A 25,380-nucleotide genomic window follows, 5' to 3' on the forward strand; every position below is an offset into this window, starting at 1 on the left:
TTCTTGCAAATGGCTTTTTCTGCTTAGAAATTAATTCATGAGAGATTTTAAAAAATTTGAAGTGTGGCAATTAAGTCATCAATTGACTTTAAAAATATATACTTCAACCAGAAGTTTTCCAAAAGAAGAAATTTTTGGACTCACCTCTCAAATCAGAAGATCATTTGCATCAATAGGATATAATATTTCAGAAGGAAGCGGCAGAAATTCAGATAAAGAATTTGCCAACTTCATCAATATTGCATTAGGATCCTCTAATGAAGCCGAGAACCAATTAATTCTTGCTAAAGATTTAGGATACATTCATGAAAATGAATATCAAAATATTTTAGAAGAATTAACAATACTAAAAAAGAAGCTTGTCACTCTATGGAACAGGCTCAATGGAAATTAAAAATTAAAGTTAAACACGCGAATTGCAAAAGCAAAAAGCAAGTCGCCAAAAGCTAAACAAACATGGCAAAAGAAATAAAATTCGATATTGAATCAAGAGACGCTCTAAAGAGAGGAGTAGATGCATTAGCTAATGCAGTAAAGGTAACTTTAGGTCCTAAAGGGAGAAATGTAGTGATCGAAAAATCTTTCGGTGCTCCACACGTAACTAAGGATGGTGTGTCTGTTGCAAAAGAAATCGAACTTGAAGACAGAGTAGAAAATATGGGAGCTCAGATGGTAAAAGAAGTAGCTTCCAAAACTAATGATATCGCAGGAGACGGTACTACTACCGCTACTGTATTGGCACAGGCTATCGTAAGAGAAGGTCTTAAGAATGTAGCTGCAGGTGCTAACCCAATGGATCTTAAAAGAGGGATAGACAAAGCTGTAACTGCAGTTGTTGAAAACCTTAAAGCGCAGTCTCAGGCTGTGGGAGATTCTACAGATAAAGTAAAGCAAGTTGCTTCTGTATCTGCTAACAACGACGAAACAATCGGTGCTTTAATCGCTGAAGCTTTCGGAAAAGTTGGAAAAGAAGGAGTAATCACTGTAGAAGAAGCTAAAGGTATCGATACAACGGTAGATGTTGTAGAAGGTATGCAGTTCGACAGAGGATACCAGTCACCATACTTCGTGACTAACCCTGAGAAAATGTTAGCTGAACTAGAAAACCCATATATTCTTTTAGTAGAGAAGAAAATCTCTTCGATGAAAGAATTGTTACCAGTTCTTGAGCCGATTGCACAAGGTGGTAAGTCTCTATTAATTATCTCTGAAGAAGTGGAAGGTGAAGCTTTAGCTACTTTGGTAGTTAACAAACTAAGAGGTTCTCTTAAAATTGCTGCTGTAAAAGCTCCGGGATTCGGAGACAGAAGAAAAGCAATGTTAGAAGATATCGCGATCCTTACAGGTGGACAGGTGATCTCTGAAGAGCAAGGTTTCACTATGGAAAACATCTCTTTAGATATGCTTGGAACTGCTGAGAAAGTAACGATCGACAAAGACAACACTACGGTTGTAAACGGTGGTGGTGACGAAGCAAAAATCAAAGGAAGAGTTGCTCAGATCAAAGCTCAGATGGAAACTACAACTTCTGACTACGACAGAGAGAAACTTCAGGAAAGATTAGCTAAGTTAGCTGGTGGTGTTGCTGTACTTTATGTAGGTGCTGCTTCTGAAGTAGAAATGAAAGAGAAAAAAGACAGAGTAGATGATGCTCTGCACGCTACAAGAGCAGCTGTAGAAGAAGGTATCGTTGCAGGTGGTGGTGTTGCTTTAGTAAGAGCAATCTCTGCTTTAGACAGCCTTACAGGAATCAATTCTGACGAAAACACGGGTATCAAAATCGTGAAAAGAGCGATCGAAGAGCCATTAAGACAAATCGTTGCTAACGCAGGTGGAGAAGGTTCTGTAATTGTTGCTAAAGTAGCAGAAGGAACAGGAGACTTCGGATACAACGCGAAAACTGACGAGTATGTTCACATGCTTGAAGCAGGAATCATTGACCCAACTAAAGTAACAAGAGTTGCCCTTGAAAATGCAGCTTCTGTATCTGGAATGCTTCTTACCACTGAATGTGTAATCACTGAAGTGAAGAGCGCTGAACCAGCTATGCCAATGGGTGGTGGAATGCCAGGAATGATGTAGTAGCGTAAGCTAAGACAAATTAATATACTAACCGCTCTACGTTGTAGGGCGGTTTTTTGTTCTAATACTTAAAATCCGGTTTCCCGTAAGGAGATAATATTCTAATATTTTAATTTAGCACAATCTTCATATAGAAAAAACAAACAATTTACAAAAAAACATTACGATAATTAAATATAATATTAATGTAATATGTAGATTGGGATTTTATTAAAATACTATATAACCAACGAAATTTATGATACCAAGATTATTTGTAAGTTCTACCTACCATGATTTGAAACATCCAAGAGAAAAAATTGATAGATTTATTAATAATTATAACTTAGAATTATTGAAAAACCAATCATACTTCCATGAATATTAGTTCTAAAGATTTTAAACAAATTCTAAATGGTTCATCTATACAAGATAAACTATTCTCATATATTGTACAATCAGAAAGTGATAAAATCATAGTAAATGGAGATTTCAAATTAAGTGATGATATTATTTTTGAAGAAAATGAAATTTATGACAAAGAAATTATTTTTGATGGAGGTACGTATAAAAACATAATCTTCCTTGGAGCAAAGTTCAATAAGATTTTATTTCGTAGAGGTGATTTTAATGGTTTTGTAAGTATTAGAGGAGGAACTATCAAGAACTTAATTTTACTAGGCGGTAATTTCAAACATTGGCTTGGCACGCTTGATGGAATTCTTAATAATGAAAATGAAGTTTTAAAAACTAACCAAAGCCTTAAAATAAATAGATTTGAAATTGAAGGTGGAAGTTATATGAATAATATTTGGATTTCAGGTGGTGATATTAGTAGTCTAGAAATCAAATGTGTTACCCCTGTTAAAATTCATTGCTTACCCAATGATGATAAAATTTTTGATATCAAAACAAATACTTATACTAAAAAGTATTCTTCAAAACCAAGAATAAAGAATTTTCTAATTTCTCGCTATTCAAATAGAGATACCTTTTATCATTTAAGCGAATTAGACTTAGACACTATAAAATTTGAGAACTTTACAAATATTGGAAATATAACAATTTCGAAAATTTCAATTTCGAAATCCTTATCCTTTGAAAATTCAGATTTGGGTAAAACAACATTTATTGACTGTAATTTTTTTGATCAAAAAATGATATTCGATTCATCAAAAATCACAGAAATAGCTCTTGCAGGGACATCTCTACCAAATCCTGTAAATATTGATAGCACAAATATTGATAAAACATCTCAAAGAAAACTCGCTCTTAGCCAAATAAAGAAAGTTTATCAAAATATGGGAGATAATCTAACCGCGAGCAAATACCATACTGAAGAACTAGATACCTATTTAAGTACATTAAGCTGTGGGACCGAAAAAATTAATTTAAGTCTCAATAAATTTACAAATAATCATGGTCAAAGCTGGGGAAGGGCATTATTACTTTTAGGTGTATCAACAATTCTATTATATTCATTATATTGTAATAGTTTAGGTTTTAAAATTAATTGTAAAAGTAACGGTGATAATTATTTTTGGAAAAATACATGTTATTTATTAGAATTTCTAAACCCCATTAGGAAAAGTGACTTTTTACCAAAAATTTTATTAAATAAACCTGAATCAGAAATTTCTGCTACAAGTATTCTTATTGATAATATATCAAAAATAATAAACTCCTATTTAATATATCAATTTGTTGCTGCATTTAGAAAATTTGGAAAAAAGAGCGAATAATAATTAATAGTATTTTAAAAATTTAATGGAATAATCCATACTATCTCTATACATTACAAAATGTAGTCATATGATTTTAAACCAATTACTAATAGATCACATTCTATAGCGTTAACTTTTTTAGATTATATTATTAGAATGTTTAATTTATAATACTAAAACAACACGAAAAGATTCGGATCAAAAGCAAAATAATATGAAATTAGAAGAATATAAAACATTTGAAGATAAAAAATATTTTTTCAAGGATGGTGATTTGAAACTGGATAAAGATGTTCAGAAAATATTTGATACAATTAAAGCTTTTCAAGAGATAGGAGATGGATTTATATACAGAGGCTGTGGAGAAGCCAAATATAAATTATATAATTCTGCTCAACGAATGTATATAAATCAAGAACTTCACAAACAGGTACAGGATGATATTATTAGTGAACATTACAAAGACTTTATATCAAACTTAATTACCGCAACAAAGAAATGGAACAATGAGGTAGTTAAAAAACTTTTGATAAATTCTGGAATTGATGAGAACAATGATTTGGCATATCTAAGCTACATGCAACATTTTGGTGTACCAACACCATTTTTAGATTATACTAGTAACCCATATGTTGCTTTATTTTTTGCTATAGATGGTATAAATTTCACTCCTAGTGACAACGAAATTGATAATTATTTTTCTCTGTATTATACTTATAAAATGAATACAGCGTTTATAACCTGGCAAATGGTTTTTGATAAAAATATCAAAGAAAAGGATATTTCATATGAATCAATTGATTTAAATTGTATGAGTATAATACTACCTGAAACCGAATTTTATAAAATTTTTAATAGTGCAAATATCATTAATCAAGAGGGATTATTTTTATTTAATAATCATCCTTGGTATCCTTTAGAAAGAACTTATAAAGAAGATGTAGAGCATACTAAAAGTTCTCTTGGGGAAGATAAATTTAAAGAATTAATGATTCTAGATACTGTGTCAGGCTGTATCAATATACATAAATCATTAATTCCTGCAATAAGACTTAAATTAAATGAGATGGGAATTACAGCGAATTACATATATCCAGATATGGTTAATTTTAAACATACAATTATCAACGATGGAATATTGAAAAGTTTAAGTTAACAATTTATATTAAATTATTATAGATAGCAAATATTAAGTAATATTAGAAAAATACAACCAATCTATTAAAAAAATTATCTCCCCGCTACCGCACGATTGTATCGTGCGACTTCGGTTTTTAGATTATATTATTAAAATGTTTAATTTATAAAATTATTAAAAAAATATGATTGATAATTTACCTTATAAAGAAATTTTATTATTAGTTCTTGGAACTCTTTCAACTTATTTAATTTGGCGAGTTCAGTATCAAAAAGAAAAAATAAAGAATATTGAGAATCAATTATCTGAAAGTAAATTTAAAGTTTACTCTGAATTAGTTCACATAATCTTTGACGTAATTGCTGGAGATAAAGCTGGTAAAAAAATTTCAAACCAAGATTTAGTCAAACGAATTCTAGAAATTAAGAAAAATATGTTTTTATATGCGTCCGATGAAATGTTTTTAGCATTTACTTCTTGGTCATTAGAACTCCAAAAGCCTGGAAATAATGGTGTTGATCACTTCAAAAAATATTTTGAACTTATTAAATTAGTAAGAAAAGATATGGGTAATAGAAACACCCAAATAAATTTAGATGATTTCATGATTTACTTGATGCAAAATAAAGAAGAATACTTATCGTTTAAGCAGCAACATAATTGGATATAATAAACTTAAAATATCCCTGCTCCGCAAAGTCTCCCGACTTTGCCCCCCGCTACCGCACGATTGTATCGTGTGGCATAAACTTTTAGATTATACTATTAGAATATTTAAATAAAACAAAATCCGAAGCCTCCGACTTCGGATTCTTTATATCCTCACCTCATCTAAAATACCCCCACTCCCCCATTTCCTATCCCCCAACTTTTACTTATATTTGTTTCTATAACGTACACAAATATGCAAAACAAAAAAATACATCAGGGGAGAAATATCAAGCGTTTTCGGGAGATGTTGGGCATCAAGCAGGAGGCTTTGGCTTTTGATCTTGGGGAAGACTGGAACCAGAAGAAGATTTCGCTTTTGGAGCAGAAAGAAACTATTGAAGATCCTTTATTGAAAAGGATTTCTGAAGTATTAAAAATTCCAGTGGAAGCATTTCAGAATTTTGATGAAGAGCAGGCAATCAATATTATTTCTAACACTTTCGATAACTGCCAGCAACCAGCTTCTATTTTCTATAATTCTACAATTAATCCTGTAGATCAATTAATCAAGGTACACGAAGAAAAAATTGCGCTGTACGAAAGAATGCTGAAGGAAAAAGATGAAATGATGGCCAGACTGGAGCAGTTGATTCAGAAGTAAAAACGCACCCTATTAGGATATGGACAGTGCCCTCATTAAATATGTCAACGAAAGTTTATCCGCAGAATTGAGAGAAATCTCAACATCAAAACGTGCAGGATATGAGAATGGGTTAACTATTCATGAAAAAGCCATTATTTATCACTATACAGATTCAGGATATGACTCTTTAAATGAACGATTAAGAAATGGACAAGATATCAATGATTTTGGACTTTTTTTAAATTATAGCTTAGATAAATTACCAGATTACCAAGCTCTATGTTATCGTACCATTCGGTGTCCAAAAAGAGATCTTGAAAAATATTATTCAGCGCTCAGTAACAATGGCATTATTATTGAAAAATCATTTTTATCTTGCAGTAAATCAAGACTATTAGCACTTTATTTCAGTGACAGCCCCTTATTCATAATTTTATCAAAAAGAGGAAAAGATATTGAAAAAATCGCTAAATTTGGAGTAGATAGTGGACAAAACGAAAGAGAAATTGTATTTAAATCGGGTTCAAGATTTAAAGTATTAGACATTAAGGAAGCAGAAAACAAAATTACGATAACATTAGAAGAGATAAAAAAATGGATTTAATAAAAGAATATTATAAAAATACAAATTTCAAAAATGACTCTGATTTTTTGGAGAATTTGGAAGACATTTTTATGTTCGGAAATATTAAATCTGAATATAAAAATAATGATTTTATCAACCATAAAGAGTTAATCAATTTACAACTAATAGATTTTCTTAAAAGTTTATTATCACAAGATTTATTAACCAACAAAAGAGGAAAGATTGCAGCTATTAATTTGATTTCAGAAATGGATCTTAGAAATGAATTTTTGGAATTAATTAAAGAGAAAAACAACAATAATAAAGCTAAAATTTCCGAGAGATTAGGAGCTAAGTTTATGTCATCAGTAGATAAGAGTAAACATTAATCTGTACTGAAAGACTATTCTAATGTAAAGCCTTACTATACCATCTGAAATTTTACACTAATAATAACCGCTTTATCTTTGGAGCGGTTTTATCTTTCAAATTCTATTGCTTTTGGATAATAAGTTTTCAGTTCATTCATTATCCCTTTACTTTTAGTTATATTTGTTTCTATAACGTACATAAATAAACACAACTAATAACCAACCCTTCATGAAACTTTATACTTTAATAGTAGGCATACTCTTACTATTTTCCGGTTGCACAAAAAAAGACCAATACAGTGTTGGCCAGGAATGGAACTATAAAACCCGCCCCACCGAAAAAAACTCAACACTTACAATTTTAAAGATCGAAGAATATCCTGAAACCGGAAAGGTGATTCATATTTCTGTCAGCGGTTTGAAGATGAAAAACCCTGCCAGCCCTACCGGGTATGCAGAAAGCCTCAGCCATCTTCCCATATCAGAAGAAGCTTTGAATAAAAGCGTCACCAGCCTGAAAAAGGAGACCTACAAAAAACCGGACTCCCTTGAAATGGATGGATATTCTTACTGGAAAAAAGAGTTTGATAAAGGAAATGCCGGGATATTTACCATTCCCGTTTCTGAGATCGTAAGTACAATGGAAAAATCTATTGTTGCAGGAGATTATACCAAATAAAATTCAACACTTCCCCGACGCTTTCTTCAGTTATACGATCATAACAATATAAATTCTCATGAAATCAAGAATTCTCTTTCTTCTTATTATTTTAATTTCTTATAGTTGCTCATTAAATAAATATGGCAACGTTCTTGTTCAAAGTGAAATTGATCTTTCGTTTAAGAGCTTCAGTGAAATTAAAAAAGAAGAAATTGATAAAAAATCAAGAGACATCACCCTTGGCTATTTTTGGGGAATTGGAGAAGATATTTATCCCGCTTTTCAAAAATATAAGTTTGAGATTCCCAGATCATATCAACGAAACGAAAATAACTTCATCCTTAAAGTAGATTATTTTTTCACCAAAGATGAGCAAATCAAATTCAAGTCTTATGAATGGAATGAAAATGAAAAAATTGAAACTTCGGATGAAATGTTTAACGAAAAATTCAACGAAATAAAAAAATATATAACTGAAAATCTCGGAAAACCATCCCTTGAAGTATATGAAGATTTAGAAAAATCTAAAGAAGAAATGGTAAGGGATGATATAAAATGGCAAAGTAAAAATTTGAACGCCTACTTATTTCGTTTCAGAGGAAAAGGTGGATTTGATCAAATACGTTTGGCAATTTATTGTGATTAAGAATATTGTTATGAACAGAAGAACATTAATAAAATAAAGCTATACATGAAAAAAAAATTACTATTAGGAATATTGTTCTCTGTTTCAATTTCTTTTCACATCAAAGCTCAGGATTTTCCACAAAAATTTGAAAAAGAATTTTGCACTTGTTTATCTGGTAAAACAAATTATACTGATGAAACATTTAAAACTTGTTCCTATGAAGTAATGTCAAAACTTCAGAAAGATTTTGAAAACTTCCATAACAGCACAGCGAACAAAAACAGAAGTGATTTCATGAAAGACCTTATGATCAGATTAATAAATAATTGTGATCCTTTCTATATTCATATGGCTGATGTAAAGAAAACAGAAATGGACAAGTTGAGAAATGATTACAAAGAAATAAGTATCGATTCTCTAAAAAATAAATTTACTGAAACAAAGCTCTTAGCTGATTATTGGGAAATAGCCAACTGGTATTTTGCTCATAATGAAAATGAACAGGCTGAAAAGATGTATAAAGAAATTTTAAAAAATGAACCCGATCAAATAGAAGCTGCTTATATGTTAGGAGCACTTTATGATGAATTGGGAAAGTACAAAGAGGCAAAGGTATTATATGACAAAGTGTATGAAAGTACAGGAAATATACAGTATAGATTATATTCGGAAATGGATTTGAAAAGGATAAAATGATCATTTCATTACAAACCCTATTGCGGGAAACAAAACAGGATGCTGTTTTGTTTCCCGCAACTTGTATAAGACTTCCGGAGGCCTCGGGAGATTACAAACAAAGTTGTTTTTAACTTCCGGAGAATTCGTTTGATGACAAACATATACGTTTGTGACTTCCAGAGAACTCACTTAATGAAAAACAGAATTGTACATATTCTCATTTTAAAATCATCTATGTATAATTGAATACCATGAAAAATTTTACACCGTTATTATTTTGTCTTATAATTTTATTCTCCTGTAATAAGAAAAATAATGATCACAAAATTGAAAAAGCGAAACCTGTTCTGATCAAAATAGGTTACTACCCTACGTTTCATCTTCCTGCTGAAACCATCTTAAATTTTAACGAAAAATATTTGATTTTTTACAGCCCTGTTTCTTATAACCCACCACCACCTCCGCCTCCATCAAAGGAAAATGGAGAAAAATGGAGTACCGAAGAAAAGAAAGAACATCTGGAATACCTCAATGAAAGGCCGGAACTGCAACCTTTTAAAATTACACTCTCTCAAAATGATATCGATCGAATTCAACGAATATCAGGTTCCTTCACTTCAGAAGATTTTAATGATAAAGATTTAAAACCCGCAATGGATGGGATGTCAACAAACATTATTATTGTATACTCCAATGGAAAATTAGTTCAAATCAACCCGATGAACGCTCCCAATGAAAATCAAAGGGCATTATATGGAGAGATTTTAAACGTCCTCATAGAAAAGAATACAAATAAGAATAATGCTGTTATTTTACAGAAAATAAAAGGATACCACTGATTGATAGCTATTTTTCCAGTTCTATCTCTACAGATACTCTCTGATGTTAATTTAATATCTAAATTTGGATGTTGGTAACAAAAAAACAAATTAAGAATGAAAATGAATTGCAACAAATGTAAAAATGAAGTGATTACTCTAAACTTTTCTGAAGAACAAAAACTTGATCTTTATATTTTGATGCAAAACGATTTAAAAGTATTTGCTGAAAAAAAAATAATTGATGAATTCAATGTAGACAAAAATGAAGCAAAAATTATTATTCAACATGTAAACAATAGAAATAGCAGATGTGCAGAATGTGAGTTTGAAAAATTGAATGGAGAATATATTGAATGTCCCAATTGTGGTGCTTTTAATTATAATCTTAATGAACCAGTGTTTAATATAGAATTTTGCAGTCATTTAGAGTGGTCTCTGGATTTTAAAAACATTGAAAATGAAAAGATAAAATTTTATGCTAAGTCTTTTTGGTGTGATGGTATAAGCCATTTACCAGAAGACTCAAACTCTTTACTTTATCATAATATTGAAAATAACAGGCAAATAATAACAAAAGCCTGGATTGGATATAATGGCAATGAAATTTATGAAATGAAAATCAAGTTTGGGAAAAAAGCTATAGCAAATTATAAGATTAATAAAAGTTTAATCGAATGCATTCCAGAAAATAATGAAAATCCGAATTGGATAAAGTTATTTATGGAAGATAAAAAGATTGAAATTCAATTAAAATAATAACTGTTGCTAACATAAGCTTTGGTGTATACAAATGGTATAAAAAACATCCCGAAAAAATAAAATAGATGAAACCATACCTGTTACTCTTTTCCTGCCTTATCATACTACTCAACTGTTCCGTTCAAAATCTGGAAAACCAATACGAGGACAATGATCTTATTATTGAAACAATTATTGATTTCAATCATTTTAAAGCGAAGAAAACGGACTCTACAAAGAATAAAATTGTAAACATTTTAATAAAAACTGAAGCAAATTTTCAGACTATGAATAAAAACGATTTTGAAAAATATTTTTTACCCATAGGCGCAGATGGAAACCATGATTCCGGTTTTGAAAAATTCCTCTGCAGAGAAGACTATAAAGATTTCGCATCTCAATATAAGGAAAACAAGATTACCGAAATTAGCAGTACACTAAAGGAAAAATACAGAAACGTAAAATTATCTGAAACTGAAAAGGAGCAAACAGGATATACTACTAATGAGTATTTAGAATTCTCAAAAATATTATTCTCCCATGATAGACAAACAGCTTATATTGAAGTAAATTATTATGCAGGAATTTACGGTGATGGAACGGGTTATATACTTCGGAAAAATAATGGCGTTTGGAAAATTGTCCAAAGAATAAATAAATGGATAACGTAAAACGATAAAAAATACAAACTTTATAAACCCACCTCTGCAAAGTCTGAAAACTTTGCACAAATAAAACAAAATCCACCAACACACTAATTTTTATCCCCAAACTTTCTCTTATCTTTGTTTCAATAACGATCTGATCAATGCTGACGACGTAACACCAAAACAAAATATGGCAACAAAAGAAGAATTCTGGGACAGGAAAAGGAAATTAAATGATGATTTTTTCGTGATGGGCTCCGTGGCCAATCCTGCAACTGAAGAACAAATCAGAAAATATGAAGAAAGCACAGGATTTACCTTCAGCGAAGATTTTAAAGATTTCCTGACCTCATTCGGATCCTTACTTTTTGAAGTCAAAGAAGAGATCTGGAAACGTCCCCAGGAGTTTGATGTTCTTCCAGGCTGGAAATTCGGGTATGGCTTTTTTGTGTACGGGCTTTCGCAGGATGAAGAGATGCCTTCATGGATGGGATTTGAAGAAAAGCATCAGGGAGCCCTTGAATATAAAGAAAAACCACTGGGACAACTATTTTTCAAGCGCAGCGGAAATCTCTACAGAGCCTATACCGACAACGGAGTGATAAAAATTGAGTATGACAAATACGACGAAGAAGATCATGAAGTATTTGAAGGAAATATTTATGATTTTTTAATTGAAGAAATTAATAATTTAGAACAGGATTATCTGGAATATATCAACGAAGGAAAATCCTGATGTATTTTACAAAATCTTATAATCTCTGATTTTTAAGCCTATACAACAAAACACTAAAACTTACTACCATTGAAAACAAAATTATTATTCCTGTCATTTTTGGGCTCATTGCTGGCCCATGCACAAACGCTTCATTTTCAAAAGCTCGCCGGTATGTCTGCAGGCAGAGGGGCCATAACAAGTGTAATAGTAAATGATAATATTTATGTGTCCAATGGCTATACAGCAGATAAAGAAGTCAATTATATTGAGAAATATAATATTACCGATGATAGTTGGAGTATTTTCAATGCTACTCTAAGTCCCAAAAGATTTGCTAATTCGGAGGCTTACAATAATAAGATCTATATTTTTAACGGTTTGGGGAACTGTCATCTTGAAATTTTAGATCTTGCAACCAATACCGTAACTGAAGGAGCAATTAATCCTTATTATGCCGGTGGTTCCGGTTCTGTCATACATAATGGGAAAATATATGTGTTTGGAGGCAGCGGATTAAACGGGGCCCCTATATATTCTGATAAATTTCAGTATTATGATATTGCTTCAGATACATGGCATCCATTACCGGATATGCCTATCGCCAAAGAAACAAAAGGTAAAGTTGTTAATAATAAACTGTATGTCATTGGTGGTTTTAACGAAAATTCTTCTAATCTGATAGATGTTTACGACCTTAATACGAATCGTTGGACCAATCAGTATAAAATGCCTGTTGGGGTATCCGGGCACTCATTGGCAGTAGCCGATAATAAGATTTTCATTGTGGGTGATTATAGTAATCAGGATTTTCTGGCCTATTTTGATACTTCCACCAATAAATTCTACCAGTTATCATCCGATATGATTCCCCGAAGACACGCAACTGCAGAAGTATATAATAATAGATTATACATCATTGGTGGAAATACAAGCACCCTCCCCTCTTCCTCTATTAAAAGTACACAATTTGCAGAGATTAATGAAATAATGTTCAATCTGAATATCCCATTATCTCCATAGACAAAAAACCATCAGTACTCAGTTCCGCAAAGTCGGGAGACCTGGCGCCATCAAAAAAATAAAATCCGAAGTCTCCCACTTCAGATTCAGCTTTTACATATATTTGTTTCTATCAATATGTAAAATAAACACGAAATCTTACTACCATTGAAGACAAAATTATTATTCCTTTTATTTTTGGGCTCACTGCTAACCTATGCACAAACGCTTCAGTTTAAAACTCTCGCTAATATGTCTGCAGGAAGAGGAGCGACAACCAGTGTCATCGTGGATGATAATATATATGTGAGCAATGGATATCAGCAAAGCGGAGGTAACGCCAATTTTATTGAAAAATATAATATTACCGATAATAAATGGAGTGTGCTCAATGCGACTCTAAGTCCCAAAAAATTTGCCAATTCGGAGACTTACGATCATAAGATTTATATTTTTAACGGTTGGGGAAACAGTCATCTTGAGATTGTAGACCTTGAAACCCAGAAAGTAACGAAGGGAGCTGTTAACCGTTCTTATACCGGAAATGCAGGCTCTGCCATCCATAATGGCAAAATATATGTGTTTGGAGGCAGCGGACTCAACGGAGCTTCTACCACTGCATTTTCTAACAGATTCCAATATTATGATATTGCGTCCAATACATGGCATCCGTTACCGGATATGCCCACAGCCAGAGAAGCAAAAGGCAAAATTGTGAATGATAAATTGTATGTTATTGGCGGTTTTAACGGTACTTCATCCCGCCTGATCAATGTTTACGACCTTAACACCAATCGCTGGACCGATCAATATACGATGCCTGCAGGGATATCCGGACATTCATTAGCGGTATCCGGTACTAAGATTTATATGGCAGGAGGTTATAATAATCAGGCTTTTCTAGCTTATTTTGATACGACAACCAATAAATTCCATCAGTTATCCTCTAATATGATTCCCAGAAGACACGCTGCTGCAGAGGTATATAACAATAAATTATACATCATCGGCGGAAGTACATCGTCTTCCACCAAATCAGCTATTAAAAGCTTACAAGCAGCTGATATTACCGAAAGTGCCCTCTCTTCAAACACAGCCAATGAAGACCGTGAGACCAAAACAAGAGTGTATACCAATGCACAGAAGGACGGTTTTATCATCAGTAATAAAAATAACAGCAATCAATTTGAATTTACCGTTTACTCCTTAGATGGAAAAGAAATAAGCAAAAGTTTTGCTTACTATAATAAAACGATAGATTTATCCAGAGTAAAGCCCGGAAACTATATTTTCAGTTTTAAAGATGAGAAAGGAGTTTTACAGCAGATTAAAATTTTCAGATAATCCTACCATATAATCATCTATTAAAAAATAGTAGTAAACACAACAAAATGATAAAATCAAAAATAAATTTTGAGTCCTTTATAATTATTTATTTTCTCACTTTTATGTTATCTATCATTATACCAGCTATTGTTTATGATAACTATAAAAGCATTGAACATGGCTTGAAAATTATTATGGTAGTAAAGAGTGGATTTTTATTAGTCTGTCTGGCTTTTATTCGGTTATTTTTCGTAAATATCCATACTAAAATTATAATTACTGAAAAAGATATTACATTCCAAAAACTATTTAAATCTAAAACATTCAATTTTGCAGACCTCAATTATTTTGAAAAAAAAGAATTTGCAAAATATAAAAGTTATGATGCATTGCTTATCATTAAAGAAAATAAAATTGTTGAACGAATTTCAAGTTTTGATTATTCAAACTACGAAGAGCTAAAAAAGAAGTTTGCAATACATGAATATAAAAATGCAGAGATTTCCTTTTTTGATTCATTGAAACTAATTACCGGACTTAATGTAAAAATTAATATAAAAAATCACAGATAATATTCAAGACCTTGGGAGTATAAAGATAGTCGCTTATTGTAAAAACATTTCTGAAGCAATCTTTCTTATCAATTCAGATGCAGATATTCTGTATTGATATCAATCTTTGGCTTAGACAGTTTTTTTATCCACAAATATTTTCTTGTTATTCGTAGATTTGGGAACTAATAATCATGATATGAACGCTCAGGAACTTCAAACATTACTCACTGAAAGAGCTGAAAAATTTCATCTCAAAAATGAAGCATTTCACACGCTCCACGAAATACTCTCAGAAGATCCTGAAGAACTGATAGGAGGCTTTGCCCGCCACGAAATTACTTTTGTATTTGAGGGATACCAATATCTGATTGAACAGCGATATCGGGAACCTATTATCCGGGCAAAAATAAGTCTTTGTGTGGAAAAGGAAACGTATGTTGAAAATCTAGAACCCATCGGGTATTATGAACTTGACATGGGTTTTGATGGCGAAATAGTGGACGACTGGTTTGTCATTGAGAAGGAAAAATACCTGAAAGATATCGGAATCATATCCTATTTTCAGGAGATGAACAAAAAGATGCCTCCTCAATATTTACGTAGAAACCACAGTGAATATAAATTTGTTTCTTACATCTCCCTGATTGGAACACTCTTCATCAGCAAAGAATTTGAAGGAGCCGGAGTATTTATCAACAGAGCCAACACTTATTTAAATGACACCGATAATGTTTTACCAGATAAAGATTATTTAAAAAAATGCCGGTATTTCCTGAAAATAATGACCCGCTACTTACTAGAAAACAATTTGTTATCGGAAAGTTTGAAACAAAGATTGATGAACTATGGAAATTAAAGCTGCCCTCGAAAAATATAAAATCATTGGCAAATACTTTGCCCCTGATTATGAGCGGGAGAACGAAGCCTTGGCTGAATTCAAAGCAAACAATCAAAATTTATCGGATCAACAAACAGCTGAATTACTAAATCTTCTTCAAAGTGATTCTGAAATGCCCGACAAATATTTTGTTGCTGACTTACTTTATTTATACAACAGCTTCAGTAGAGATCTATTTGAGTCTCTATTAAAAACAGCAATACATTATAAAGATCCTAGTTTCAACAGAATATTTTTGATACCTTGTCTCAATGCATTTGGAACTAAAGCTGTTGCCAATTACCTTGCCTACCAATTCAGCAAAGGAGACATCATCGAGCGTATAGGGATTTCTAATTTGATATATTGGCTAAAGCCACAAGGAAATGGCGAAGCAGATCAATTGCATCATACTATTTTAGAAAAAGCCAATAACACCTCCAATTTAATTGAGCTTTTTCATTATAAGTTACAATATGGAAACAAGCTCGATCATATCACTAATATCCCGGACAATGCTGAAAATCTTATTAAAGTGATTAAAGGGAATAAAGAATATGAAGAACTATTATTTGACAAGCTTGGCTGGATAAAAAACACCCAAATACTCATCGAAAACAAAGGAATACAAACAGATCTGTTTTACGTTCCTCCATTTACACTCAATGAAGGGGAAATTATTATTATAAATCTTTTCCACGGACCACGCTTTCATGAAACGAAAATGTTTCTTAAAGATCTATTTTGTGGTAAAACAAACCATGAAAGTGTTATCATCCACAAAAATATGACTTTTGCTGAACATTTCAGAGAATCAAATTTCAGAAACATTTTTTATCCTATGACTGTGGGTGAATATTTAAGAAAGAACGCTAACCCTGCCAGCCGCTATACCGAAAAAATTTATGAAACGAAGTGGATCAATAAAAAAACAAAGGTTAATACCCTTGCTGGTAACTCAAGACGCTTATTAACTTTATACACAGCTCTTTCAAAAACGAAAAATATTATTTTTGATTTAGTAGGTCAAGGTCCTGAAGGAGCGAAAGAAACTTATAAAATAGTACAGGAAGTAGTAAAAAAAGGAGGTTCTGCCATTTTACTTGACGGATATGATGATATGAAAAACGACTGTACAAAATATATTGAACTGCAATGGAAACAAGCATAACGTCACTTAATAAAAACATGAAAAAAGCATTTGAATTCCTTACCCATTTAAAAGAAAACAATAATCGTGAATGGTTTGCTCAACACAAATCCGAATACGACACCATTGTAAAAGAAAACAAAGTTTTTTTTACTCAGATTTATAATACCCTTCAGGAGCACGATCAGCTCAAGGGAATCCATATTTTCAGGATTTATAATGACGTTCGTTTTTCCAAAGACAAGACGCCGTATAAACCCTATTTCGGAGTGGGATACTCCCGTTCAAAACCTATGCTGAGAGGCGGCTATTATATTCAGCTGGAACCGGGTAACAGTTTTGTAGGCGGCGGTTTTTGGGGTCCGGAATCCAAAGATTTACTTCGTATCCGTAAAGAATTTGAAATCAGCAGTACAGAAATTGAAAAAATTATCTCTGACAAAACTTTTATACAATATTTTGGAGAACTTAAAGGTGACGCTGTAAAAACAGCCCCACGAGGTTTTGATAAAAATCATCCGGCTATAGATTTGATCAGAAAAAAGCAGTTTCTGGTGATGCGGAAGTTTACCGATAAGGAAGTTTTATCAGACAATTTTCAAAAAGAAGCCCTGCAAACCTTACTTGCCATGCGTCCTTTTTTTGATTATATGAGTGAAGTGCTGACCACAGATTTGAACGGGGAACCTTTGTTTTAAAAAGCCATGAAAAAAACGTTCTTATTCATTTTTACATCTTTTATAGTGTTAGGTTGTTCTGAGAATTCTCAGAAAACAAAATTCATGGATTTTCGAAGTTTTGCATTTCAGGCTCCTAAAGACTGGAACAAACTGAAAATGGATGCTTACGACAGCAATGCAGGAATTATCGTCACAAAAAATAATGATTCGATTTTCTACGATTACGGACCTTATTCCTATTCATTAGAAGAAAATATCACGATTATTAGCAGAAGAGATGTCAACGAACTTCTAACGGTGAATCCAAAGGCTGATACAACAGAATTTATTATCATTGATAAAAATTCAAAGAGAGAAGATTTTGTAAAAAGTAAAATAACCTATAAAAAAATTGATGGGTACAAGGCTAAAATAGTAGAGCCCAAACAAGTGGGAAAAGGCATGACAGGAATTTATATCGACAGCCTCAAGACTGAATCAATAGGAAAAATCAGATTCAATCTATATGGTACAAATCTGAAAAAAGAAAGTCAGATAGAACTTTTACAGGCAATTCAAACATTACAATTCCGAAAATAATATTTGAAGTACAGAAAAAATAAGCGTCTCTTTTTTTGTATTTTACCCCAATTAAAAAGCAACCCATGAAAATAAAAATCCTTCTACTCCTTTTATTTATCGTCAACGCTGTCAAGGCACAAATCACAGAGAAAATCACCATACCTTCCGGTGTTGTTTATCACTATGCTGATGATAAAACAAATGAGAAAGCAAAAAAAATGCTTACCGAGAGCCTTACCAATACAGCCAATAATGATCTGTTGGGGAAAAATTTAATTATAGGCCCAACTCTTTGGAAAAGGTTTAAAAATATTGAAAGCTTAAAAACGATACCTGACAGTTTGATTTTCCACATAGATGATATGGAAATTGAAGGGAAAATGGCAAAAAAACTGGATGACTCAAAAAAGATCTGGAATGAATTTAAAAAAGAAGTTTCCGGAAATTATCAGATCAGAAAAGCCAATGAAGATGAATTAAAATATTATTGGTCCACCATTTCGTTTGACATCCAGGAGCCTTTATTCATTCTGCACACCGAAAATCATGATTACATCGTAAATTTCCTGAAAGAAAAGCTGAAATTATTCTGGCTTGATGAGTTTCCCAATAAAAATGCTTACAACAATCCCATTGATAACGGAACCTATACAACAGAGGGAACTTTCAAAAAGTATAGAAATGGTAATGAAGTTTACATGACCGATAAGGGAAACAAAGAAACAAAACTTGAAAAAGTACTCTTCTTAAGCAGTGAGCCTGAAATACAGGCCAATTCTTCCGTTGAGGATATTCAGTCTGTTATAGAAAAGACCAACAAGATCTTTGAAAATCTGTTCAAAAACTCTACGAAAGCAGGAAAAATAATGGTTCAATTCGAATTAGGAAAAAAGAAGAATGACATCCAATATGCGGTTAGAGATGATCTGGATCTGGAAATTATGAAAGAATTCGAAAAACAGGTCAATGAAGAAAAATATCCCAATTCCAAAAAAAATACGGTGAAATTTCAGCTGATTTATAAGGTCAATTCTTATAATGATACAGAATAAACGATCTTTATTCTATTTTCCTATTCACTTATTTGTAATTTAGGCACTTAAAAAAACAAACCCATGAAACTGTATATTTTATTTTCTCTTTTTTTTATTTCCGGCATCGTAACCGGACAAGAGAAAGAATATCCATCCATCAAAAAAGGAGATTTCCCGGAAGGCGTTTATATGACACTGGAAGATGTTTTAAATAAAAAACCTTCTTCCACCGAAGAAGTATACTTCAAAGTCTGTGAAAAATGTGATACTCTTGCTCTGCCGGAAAAGGCTCTTTTTTACTTTAAGCAAAAGAATAAAAGAGTGAAATTTCCGCTAGCCGTTTCGCATAAAGGGGAAATGTATTTTCAGACCTATAGAAAATATACCAACAGGGACGATAAAGGATATGATCCGGACCAATATTCAAGATTTTGTAAAGTTCTGAACTATGGAAGATTCATTTATTTTGAAGAAAACATGAAAGGCTTATGGTCCAAGGCATTTTTAGGAGCATTAAGCCCTCTTACCTACTCTATCAATGGAAAAACGAAAGGAATTGTTTTAGATTTAGACAATAAAGAATTTAATATTCTGCAAAATTGTGATGATTTAAATGATTTCCTATCCAAACACGATATTCCTGAATTTCAATGTAATTCAGAAACCTTCACCATTGGAGATTTGAGAACAAAAATTGAAGAAATTAATCTGCCTTACCGCTAAGCAGATGAACAAGCTTAAGTTTATAATTCTTGTAAAATCCAGGATTTTTTTACTTTTTCTAGTACTATTTTCTGTGAAAATAGCTGCCTGCAAATGCAATGGCACTCCTACTTTAAAATCTTCATTTGAAAGTGCTGATTTTGTTTTTATTGGGGAAATATATGATATTACAGAAGTTCCGTCCGGATTTAAAACGGTCCAGAATATTCTAAGTAAAGTAAAAATCAATAAGACCTACAAATCGGATTCCTATGATGGATTTTATACACACAATGCTAGCCTTTTCGGATCTCCGCTGCATTCCTGCGATGTTCTTTTTACCCAAAAAGGGAAATATCTGATTTTCGCCTATGATGAAAAAGATACCGGACTTCTCTACTCTGACCAGTGTTTTATTCAAAAAAAACTGGATGAGCTGTCACCGGAAGAATTAAAAGAACTGGAGTCATTAAGTTTTGAGTATAAAAAAATATCTGAAAATTCCGATACATCCGATCATGCTGAACTTACAGATTTAATTGTGGACGACTCCAATCAATCCGACAGAGAAATTAGGGAACAAAAAAGAGAAATATCAACACTTCATCAGCAGAATAACAGGTACAAAATCGTCATTTATATTTCCATTTTTGTAATTATTATGCTTCTGATAGCTTTAATCATTTTACGCAGGAAATACAGAAACTGAAACATTCTACATCTGAACTATTGAATGATTAGAAAGCAATATATTTGTTCTGAAATCTCATGTCTTAAAATAAAATAATACCCAATCCAAAATGAAAAAAATAATACTAGACCTTGCCATTACATTAGACGGATTTATTGAAGGACCCAACGGAGAAACCGACTGGTGTATCATGGATGATGATATGGATTTTGATGGATTTCTTTCCGGCATAGACACTATTTTCTATGGAAGAGTAAGTTATGATGCATGGGGAAATTATCAGCCGGAAGAAAATTCAGGTTTAGAAGAACAAAAACTTTGGGAAGCAGTCCATTCAAAGAATAAATTTGTCTTTTCCAGTCAGAACAGAGAAGATGAGAATGCTGTTTTTATCAGTTCGGATATTGTGGAAAAAGTTTCGGAAATAAAAAGTCAGGGAGGAAAAGACATCTGGTTGTATGGAGGAGCAAGTCTTATTAAAACATTTATTCAGCATAATCTTATTGATACCTACAGAATATCTGTCCACCCAATTGCTCTTGGAAAAGGAAAACCTCTTTTTGAAGATTTAAAAGAAAGACTGCATCTAAAATTGGTGAAAACCAATGTTTTCAAATCCGGTGTAGTACAGCTTATTTATGAAGTTTAAGCCAAAATAAAAAACGAATTAACCACAATCATGAAAAAAATAGTAGGAATCTTTTTTTGTATGGTGGCTTCCTGTATGATGTCCGGACAAAATATTTCTGTCATTGAAAAAAAACTTAACCGTTCTTTTCAAAGAATTCAATACTGGTACGATACAAGCCGCAAGAATATCCTCACCGAGGACTCTCTTTACGCTGCCAATAGAAAGTTCGAAAAATTATTACATCACTATACATCATCCAATCCTCAAACCCTAAGGCATGATTTTAAATCACTTACAAAAAGTGGTTTAGTTATCAGTTCGTCAGAAGATGGGAAATTTAGAATCTATTCTTGGAATACGTTAACCGGAGGAACAATGCGTTTTTACAGAAGTGTTTTCCAGTACGAATCCGGTAAAAAAGTACAGAGTGAAACGTTGAAAAGCGATATGGAGCAGGATGCAGAATCCAATTATTATCAGATTAATGATATTGTATCACAGAATAAAAAGTATTATCTGGCCCAGAACATTTCTGTATACAGCACTGCACTTTATTACTATAGAGTAAAAGTTTTTTCTATTGACAATGGAAAATTGAACAGCAATGCTAAACTTATAAAAACCGCTTCCGGAATCCAAAATGAGTTAAGCTATGAATTGGATTTTATAGCATCTCCTAACACCAATAATTCAATCAAAACCAAAACATTTGAAAACCTGGATATTCAATATGATCCTAAAAAGAAAATCATCAGTATTCCGTTAATTCTTGATGATTCTAAGATTACAGAAAAGAAAATCCGTTACCAGTTCAAAGGGAAGTACTTTGAAAAAATATAGGATGAAAAAAATCATTGCTGCTACAGGTCTGGTATTAGTTCTGACCCTTTATAACTACCCTGTTTATGACGACAAAAAAATAACATTTGCTATTATTTTTCTTTGTTTTGTGGTTCTTGTATTTTCCATTACTAAACTCTATTCTCCTGAAGAAAAAGATTATGATTCATTTGAAAAGGAAATGGATAGCCTGCATACACTTGATGGAATCTTTCAATACACAAAAGATGGATTTTTTTTCAGGCAGAATAGCGGAACAGAATTTATAAAATGGGATGAAATAATATCTGTTTACTCATTGACTATTCCTTCTCCATTTGATAAAAAGCAATCCGGACTGGAAATCATTACCAATGAAAAAAATTATGAATTTGATCAAAAGGTAACCCCGGGAATCGTAAAATTAGAAGATCAGCTTTCGATTAATCTTCCAACTTGGGAGCTGAATTCACCAACGATGAAGATGAACAATTTCGGACTTAAGAAAAAGAAATTATATGAAAAAAAACTTGCTCTAAAGATAGATGATTATGCCGGTCACCATTGAAATAAAAAACAGAACCAATTGGGCTGTGACCATTATATTGGGTTTAGGCTTGTTGATCCTTTCTCTTATTATCCTGATTATTATTCCTCTTTTAAGCATCCAGGCAGAAGGTTTCTTTTTTATTGTAAACTACATTTCATTTGCTACTCCTTTTGCGGCATTTTTTATACTATTTCTATATATCTGGTTATGGAATACTTTCGGAAAAACAATCCTCATCATTGAACCCGAAAAAATCACAGTCCGACATAAAAAGAAATTGTTTACCAGTCCCCAAATCTATTTAAAAAAAGAAATTGATCAGATTCAGGTAAAAGATTTTCAGGTAGAAAAATATAAATTCGGAGTTCGTTACCATCTTTCTATGGGTGGTTCAACCTATTCTGTTATTTTCATACAAAATGACAACGAAATAAGAGTTGTAGACTGGATCACCGAAACCAAAGCCTGTGAAATAACAGATGAAATTAAAAAAATGTGGTATTAAAATGAAGAAAACCGATCAATTAAAACACCGCATCTGTATTTCAAAAATAAAAAGAACTACCTTTAAACCCTACCATGCTTTTCAATGGACAAAATTTTACGAAGACAATCATTCTTTTTATAATGCATATCCTGACATCCCAATTCAATTAAATGAAAATTAAATGAAGAAGAACTTCTGATCTGTTCTACTATTATCGACTTAGATAATTACAGTATTCTGACGACTCAGAAATTGATCACCTTAGAAAACGGGATTTTAGAATCCGGACTCATTAAAAATACAGAAAATGGATAATATGGAAATTTTAAGGGGTACGAAAATGAGAAGTTTACTTTCGGAAAAATTATTCTGGAACATGGAAAAACCATAAAATATTTTATTGAAACAGGAAAAGCTTCTATGATCATGGTGTATGGTGTTAAAACGTTAATTCAAATTAAATAATCTTCTACTCTTCTTCAATAAAACATTTTTAAAACCCCATGTAATATCATCACACTTAAAAGTGTCTTATTTAAAAAAATTACATGAAATCTATTCTCATCTGTATCGTTTTAATGCTTGCAGTACATCCTCTTTTTTCGCAGAAATCTAAAAAACTGGAACAATTATTTTCAACGTATGAAAAAGCAGGATTGTTTAATGGTTCTGTTTTGATTGCCGAAAAAGGAAAAATTATTTTTGAAAATAGCTATGGTTACAGAAATGCTCCTAAAAAAGAGAAAAATACCAACAACAGTCTTTACAGAGTTTTCTCTACCACCAAAATGTTCACTGCAACTGTTATTTTTCAGTTGGAAGAACAGGGAAAATTATCTTTGAATGACAAACTCTCCAAATATTATCCTGATTTTCCGAAAGGCGACAGCATTACCATTGCCCAGTTGCTTTCCCACACTTCAGGAATTCCCAATGATACGAACTCTGAATACACGATAGATGAGGAAACATTTTTAAAATATATTTCTGCGAAACCTTTGAATTTTTCCCCTGGTAAGGATTGGGATTACTCCAATTCCGGATATTATATTCTCGGTTATATCATTAAGAAAGTTACAGGTCTGAATTATGATCAGGTCATAGAAAATAATATCCTGAAGCCTCTGAAAATGAATCATAGCGGATTCAACTTCAATAATGTCACGGATGAAAACAAGGCATTTGGATATGAGTTTTTATCTGATAAAAGGTCTAACGAAGCATTACGTTTCAAAACCGATCATCCTTTTGCTGCAGGGGCAATGTATTCTACGGTGGAAGATCTTTTTAAATTTAATGAAGCGTTAAAAAACTATACCCTTCTTAAAAAAGAGACCACAGATAAAGCTTTTACCCCTTATCTTAAAGATCATTATGGCTTAGGTTTCCAGATCTCGACGGGTTTTGATAAAAAACGGGTTGGTCATGATGGTGGTGGACCTGGTTATAGAAGCCGATATTACAGAGTTCTGGATGATGATATCTGTGTGATTGTAATTTCCAATTCAGAACTTTCGCACTCTGATTTTATTATTCCTCAAGTAGAAAAAATACTGTACAATAAATCTTATAGCATTCCAACTATTGCAAAAGTGAATGTGGAAGATTTAAAAAAGCTGGAAGGTGTTTACTCCACAGAAAATTCAAATTTTTATATAACCAGTAACGATGGGCAACTTGTTTTCAAAGAAGGCAGCTATCGAAGAAATTCCTTGTTGCCAAAAAGCAAAACATCATTTCAGCTGGATGAAAAATTCACCTGTACGTTCCAACCGGATCAAAACGGAAAAATAAATACCGTTGTCATCCATTTCTGGGATGGAACTGTAAAAACAGCAAAAAGAAATACCAATACTCTTACGTGGGGAATTATTGGAAATGCCACTCCGAACGGTTGGGATGGAAAAGATATTCCGTTACAAACAGATCCTAAAAATCCGAATATTTATTTTCTGAAAAACTATGCATTGAAAAAAGGTAATTTAAAATTCAGATTTAATAATGACTGGGGATACAGCCTCGGTCTGAATAATGATAATAAAAGTATTGCCTTTGATGCCTATGATTTCCCAATCCATGAAGATGGAATTTATGATATTGTTCTTGACATGACCAATGCTGTACAGCCACAATACAGCATAAAAAATTCAAATCCATAAAACCAGCATTCACAAAGTAAAAAATACACATTTTCAAGCCGTTTTGTTTTCAAAGCGGTTTTTATTTTGAATATCCATTACTATTTTTTATTATTTTTATATCACACAAAATCAAA

Annotated in this window: 30 protein-coding genes; all 30 read left to right on the forward strand. The window is 32.2% G+C overall.

Going from position 1 to position 25,380, the window contains the following annotated elements; all coding sequences use genetic code 11:
* The first annotated feature begins 37 nt into the window (after positions 1 to 37).
* The 30 genes from BUE84_RS19870 to BUE84_RS20020 all read left to right on the forward strand — a co-directional run bounded on the left by BUE84_RS19870 (position 38) and on the right by BUE84_RS20020 (position 25,264).
* Positions 38 to 394 (forward strand): four helix bundle protein, encoded by a 357-nt coding sequence (locus BUE84_RS19870; protein WP_079243195.1) that lies wholly within the window; start codon positions 38 to 40, stop codon positions 392 to 394.
* 62 nt (positions 395 to 456) lie between these two features.
* A complete protein-coding gene (gene groL / locus BUE84_RS19875; RefSeq protein WP_079243196.1) occupies positions 457 to 2,082 on the forward strand; it encodes a chaperonin GroEL in 1,626 nt (541 codons plus the stop codon).
* 356 nt (positions 2,083 to 2,438) lie between these two features.
* The gene (locus BUE84_RS19880) at positions 2,439 to 3,803 is read left to right on the forward strand and encodes a hypothetical protein (RefSeq protein ID WP_079243197.1); all 1,365 of its coding nucleotides are present in this window, start codon (positions 2,439 to 2,441) and stop codon (positions 3,801 to 3,803) included.
* A 196-nt stretch (positions 3,804 to 3,999) separates the two neighbouring features.
* Positions 4,000 to 4,941 carry an FRG domain-containing protein gene (locus BUE84_RS19885; RefSeq protein ID WP_079243198.1) on the forward strand — a complete coding sequence of 314 codons (942 nt, stop codon included), beginning with the start codon at positions 4,000 to 4,002 and terminating at the stop codon, positions 4,939 to 4,941.
* A 166-nt stretch (positions 4,942 to 5,107) separates the two neighbouring features.
* Complete coding sequence (locus BUE84_RS19890) at positions 5,108 to 5,593, forward strand: hypothetical protein (RefSeq protein WP_079243199.1); 486 nt, start codon at positions 5,108 to 5,110, stop codon at positions 5,591 to 5,593.
* 234 nt (positions 5,594 to 5,827) lie between these two features.
* Entirely contained in the window at positions 5,828 to 6,235 is a 408-nt protein-coding gene (locus BUE84_RS19895; RefSeq protein ID WP_079243200.1) for a helix-turn-helix transcriptional regulator, read from the forward strand.
* A 19-nt stretch (positions 6,236 to 6,254) separates the two neighbouring features.
* Entirely contained in the window at positions 6,255 to 6,821 is a 567-nt protein-coding gene (locus BUE84_RS19900) for an ADP-ribosyltransferase (protein WP_079243201.1), read from the forward strand.
* A complete protein-coding gene (locus BUE84_RS19905; protein ID WP_079243202.1) occupies positions 6,812 to 7,171 on the forward strand; it encodes a hypothetical protein in 360 nt (119 codons plus the stop codon). The genes BUE84_RS19900 and BUE84_RS19905 overlap by 10 nt, the downstream gene beginning before the upstream one ends.
* 211 nt (positions 7,172 to 7,382) lie before the next feature.
* On the forward strand, positions 7,383 to 7,832 hold the full coding sequence (locus BUE84_RS19910; RefSeq protein ID WP_079243203.1) for a hypothetical protein: 450 nt from the start codon (positions 7,383 to 7,385) through the stop codon (positions 7,830 to 7,832).
* A 58-nt stretch (positions 7,833 to 7,890) separates the two neighbouring features.
* Entirely contained in the window at positions 7,891 to 8,460 is a 570-nt protein-coding gene (locus BUE84_RS19915) for a hypothetical protein (protein ID WP_079243204.1), read from the forward strand.
* A 45-nt stretch (positions 8,461 to 8,505) separates the two neighbouring features.
* Positions 8,506 to 9,138, forward strand: coding sequence for a tetratricopeptide repeat protein (locus BUE84_RS19920; RefSeq protein ID WP_079243205.1), 633 nt, complete (start codon positions 8,506 to 8,508; stop codon positions 9,136 to 9,138).
* Between the two features lie 233 nt (positions 9,139 to 9,371).
* A complete protein-coding gene (locus BUE84_RS19925; protein WP_079243206.1) occupies positions 9,372 to 9,959 on the forward strand; it encodes a hypothetical protein in 588 nt (195 codons plus the stop codon).
* Between the two features lie 96 nt (positions 9,960 to 10,055).
* Positions 10,056 to 10,697, forward strand: a complete 642-nt coding sequence (locus tag BUE84_RS19930) for a hypothetical protein (protein WP_079243207.1) — start codon at positions 10,056 to 10,058, stop codon at positions 10,695 to 10,697.
* A 269-nt stretch (positions 10,698 to 10,966) separates the two neighbouring features.
* Positions 10,967 to 11,350, forward strand: coding sequence for a nuclear transport factor 2 family protein (locus tag BUE84_RS19935; RefSeq protein WP_145953306.1), 384 nt, complete (start codon positions 10,967 to 10,969; stop codon positions 11,348 to 11,350).
* Between the two features lie 166 nt (positions 11,351 to 11,516).
* Positions 11,517 to 12,062, forward strand: a complete 546-nt coding sequence (locus BUE84_RS19940; RefSeq protein ID WP_079243209.1) for an SMI1/KNR4 family protein — start codon at positions 11,517 to 11,519, stop codon at positions 12,060 to 12,062.
* A gap of 69 nt (positions 12,063 to 12,131) precedes the next feature.
* Positions 12,132 to 13,064, forward strand: a complete 933-nt coding sequence (locus tag BUE84_RS19945; protein WP_145953307.1) for a Kelch repeat-containing protein — start codon at positions 12,132 to 12,134, stop codon at positions 13,062 to 13,064.
* A gap of 147 nt (positions 13,065 to 13,211) precedes the next feature.
* Complete coding sequence (locus BUE84_RS19950; protein WP_145953308.1) at positions 13,212 to 14,387, forward strand: T9SS C-terminal target domain-containing protein; 1,176 nt, start codon at positions 13,212 to 13,214, stop codon at positions 14,385 to 14,387.
* 47 nt (positions 14,388 to 14,434) lie between these two features.
* Positions 14,435 to 14,941, forward strand: a complete 507-nt coding sequence (locus tag BUE84_RS19955) for a hypothetical protein (RefSeq protein WP_145953309.1) — start codon at positions 14,435 to 14,437, stop codon at positions 14,939 to 14,941.
* 142 nt (positions 14,942 to 15,083) lie between these two features.
* Entirely contained in the window at positions 15,084 to 15,779 is a 696-nt protein-coding gene (locus BUE84_RS19960; RefSeq protein WP_145953310.1) for a hypothetical protein, read from the forward strand.
* Positions 15,769 to 16,971, forward strand: a complete 1,203-nt coding sequence (locus BUE84_RS19965) for a hypothetical protein (protein ID WP_079243214.1) — start codon at positions 15,769 to 15,771, stop codon at positions 16,969 to 16,971. The genes BUE84_RS19960 and BUE84_RS19965 overlap by 11 nt, the downstream gene beginning before the upstream one ends.
* A 17-nt stretch (positions 16,972 to 16,988) precedes the next feature.
* Complete coding sequence (locus BUE84_RS19970) at positions 16,989 to 17,648, forward strand: DUF2461 domain-containing protein (RefSeq protein ID WP_079243987.1); 660 nt, start codon at positions 16,989 to 16,991, stop codon at positions 17,646 to 17,648.
* A 6-nt stretch (positions 17,649 to 17,654) separates the two neighbouring features.
* Entirely contained in the window at positions 17,655 to 18,209 is a 555-nt protein-coding gene (locus BUE84_RS19975; RefSeq protein WP_079243215.1) for a hypothetical protein, read from the forward strand.
* Between the two features lie 65 nt (positions 18,210 to 18,274).
* Positions 18,275 to 19,243, forward strand: coding sequence for a hypothetical protein (locus BUE84_RS19980; protein WP_079243216.1), 969 nt, complete (start codon positions 18,275 to 18,277; stop codon positions 19,241 to 19,243).
* Positions 19,244 to 19,306: 63 nt separating this feature from the next.
* Entirely contained in the window at positions 19,307 to 19,948 is a 642-nt protein-coding gene (locus BUE84_RS19985; protein ID WP_079243217.1) for a hypothetical protein, read from the forward strand.
* Entirely contained in the window at positions 19,920 to 20,636 is a 717-nt protein-coding gene (locus BUE84_RS19990; protein ID WP_145953311.1) for a hypothetical protein, read from the forward strand. Before BUE84_RS19985 ends, BUE84_RS19990 begins: the two co-directional genes overlap by 29 nt.
* Positions 20,637 to 20,727: 91 nt before the next feature.
* Positions 20,728 to 21,267, forward strand: a complete 540-nt coding sequence (locus BUE84_RS19995; RefSeq protein WP_079243219.1) for a dihydrofolate reductase family protein — start codon at positions 20,728 to 20,730, stop codon at positions 21,265 to 21,267.
* 30 nt (positions 21,268 to 21,297) lie between these two features.
* The gene (locus tag BUE84_RS20000; protein WP_145953312.1) at positions 21,298 to 22,089 is read left to right on the forward strand and encodes a hypothetical protein; all 792 of its coding nucleotides are present in this window, start codon (positions 21,298 to 21,300) and stop codon (positions 22,087 to 22,089) included.
* A gap of 1 nt (position 22,090) precedes the next feature.
* Positions 22,091 to 22,636: a hypothetical protein gene (locus BUE84_RS20005; protein WP_079243221.1), complete on the forward strand. Its 546-nt coding sequence runs from the start codon at positions 22,091 to 22,093 to the stop codon at positions 22,634 to 22,636.
* Entirely contained in the window at positions 22,620 to 23,123 is a 504-nt protein-coding gene (locus BUE84_RS20010; RefSeq protein ID WP_079243222.1) for a hypothetical protein, read from the forward strand. The genes BUE84_RS20005 and BUE84_RS20010 overlap by 17 nt, the downstream gene beginning before the upstream one ends.
* Positions 23,124 to 23,653: 530 nt before the next feature.
* A complete protein-coding gene (locus tag BUE84_RS20020) occupies positions 23,654 to 25,264 on the forward strand; it encodes a serine hydrolase (RefSeq protein ID WP_079243224.1) in 1,611 nt (536 codons plus the stop codon).
* Positions 25,265 to 25,380 lie beyond the last annotated feature (116 nt).

This window comes from Chryseobacterium indologenes, assembly GCF_002025665.1.
In the GTDB taxonomy this organism is placed as follows: Bacteria; Bacteroidota; Bacteroidia; order Flavobacteriales; family Weeksellaceae; genus Chryseobacterium; species Chryseobacterium metallicongregator.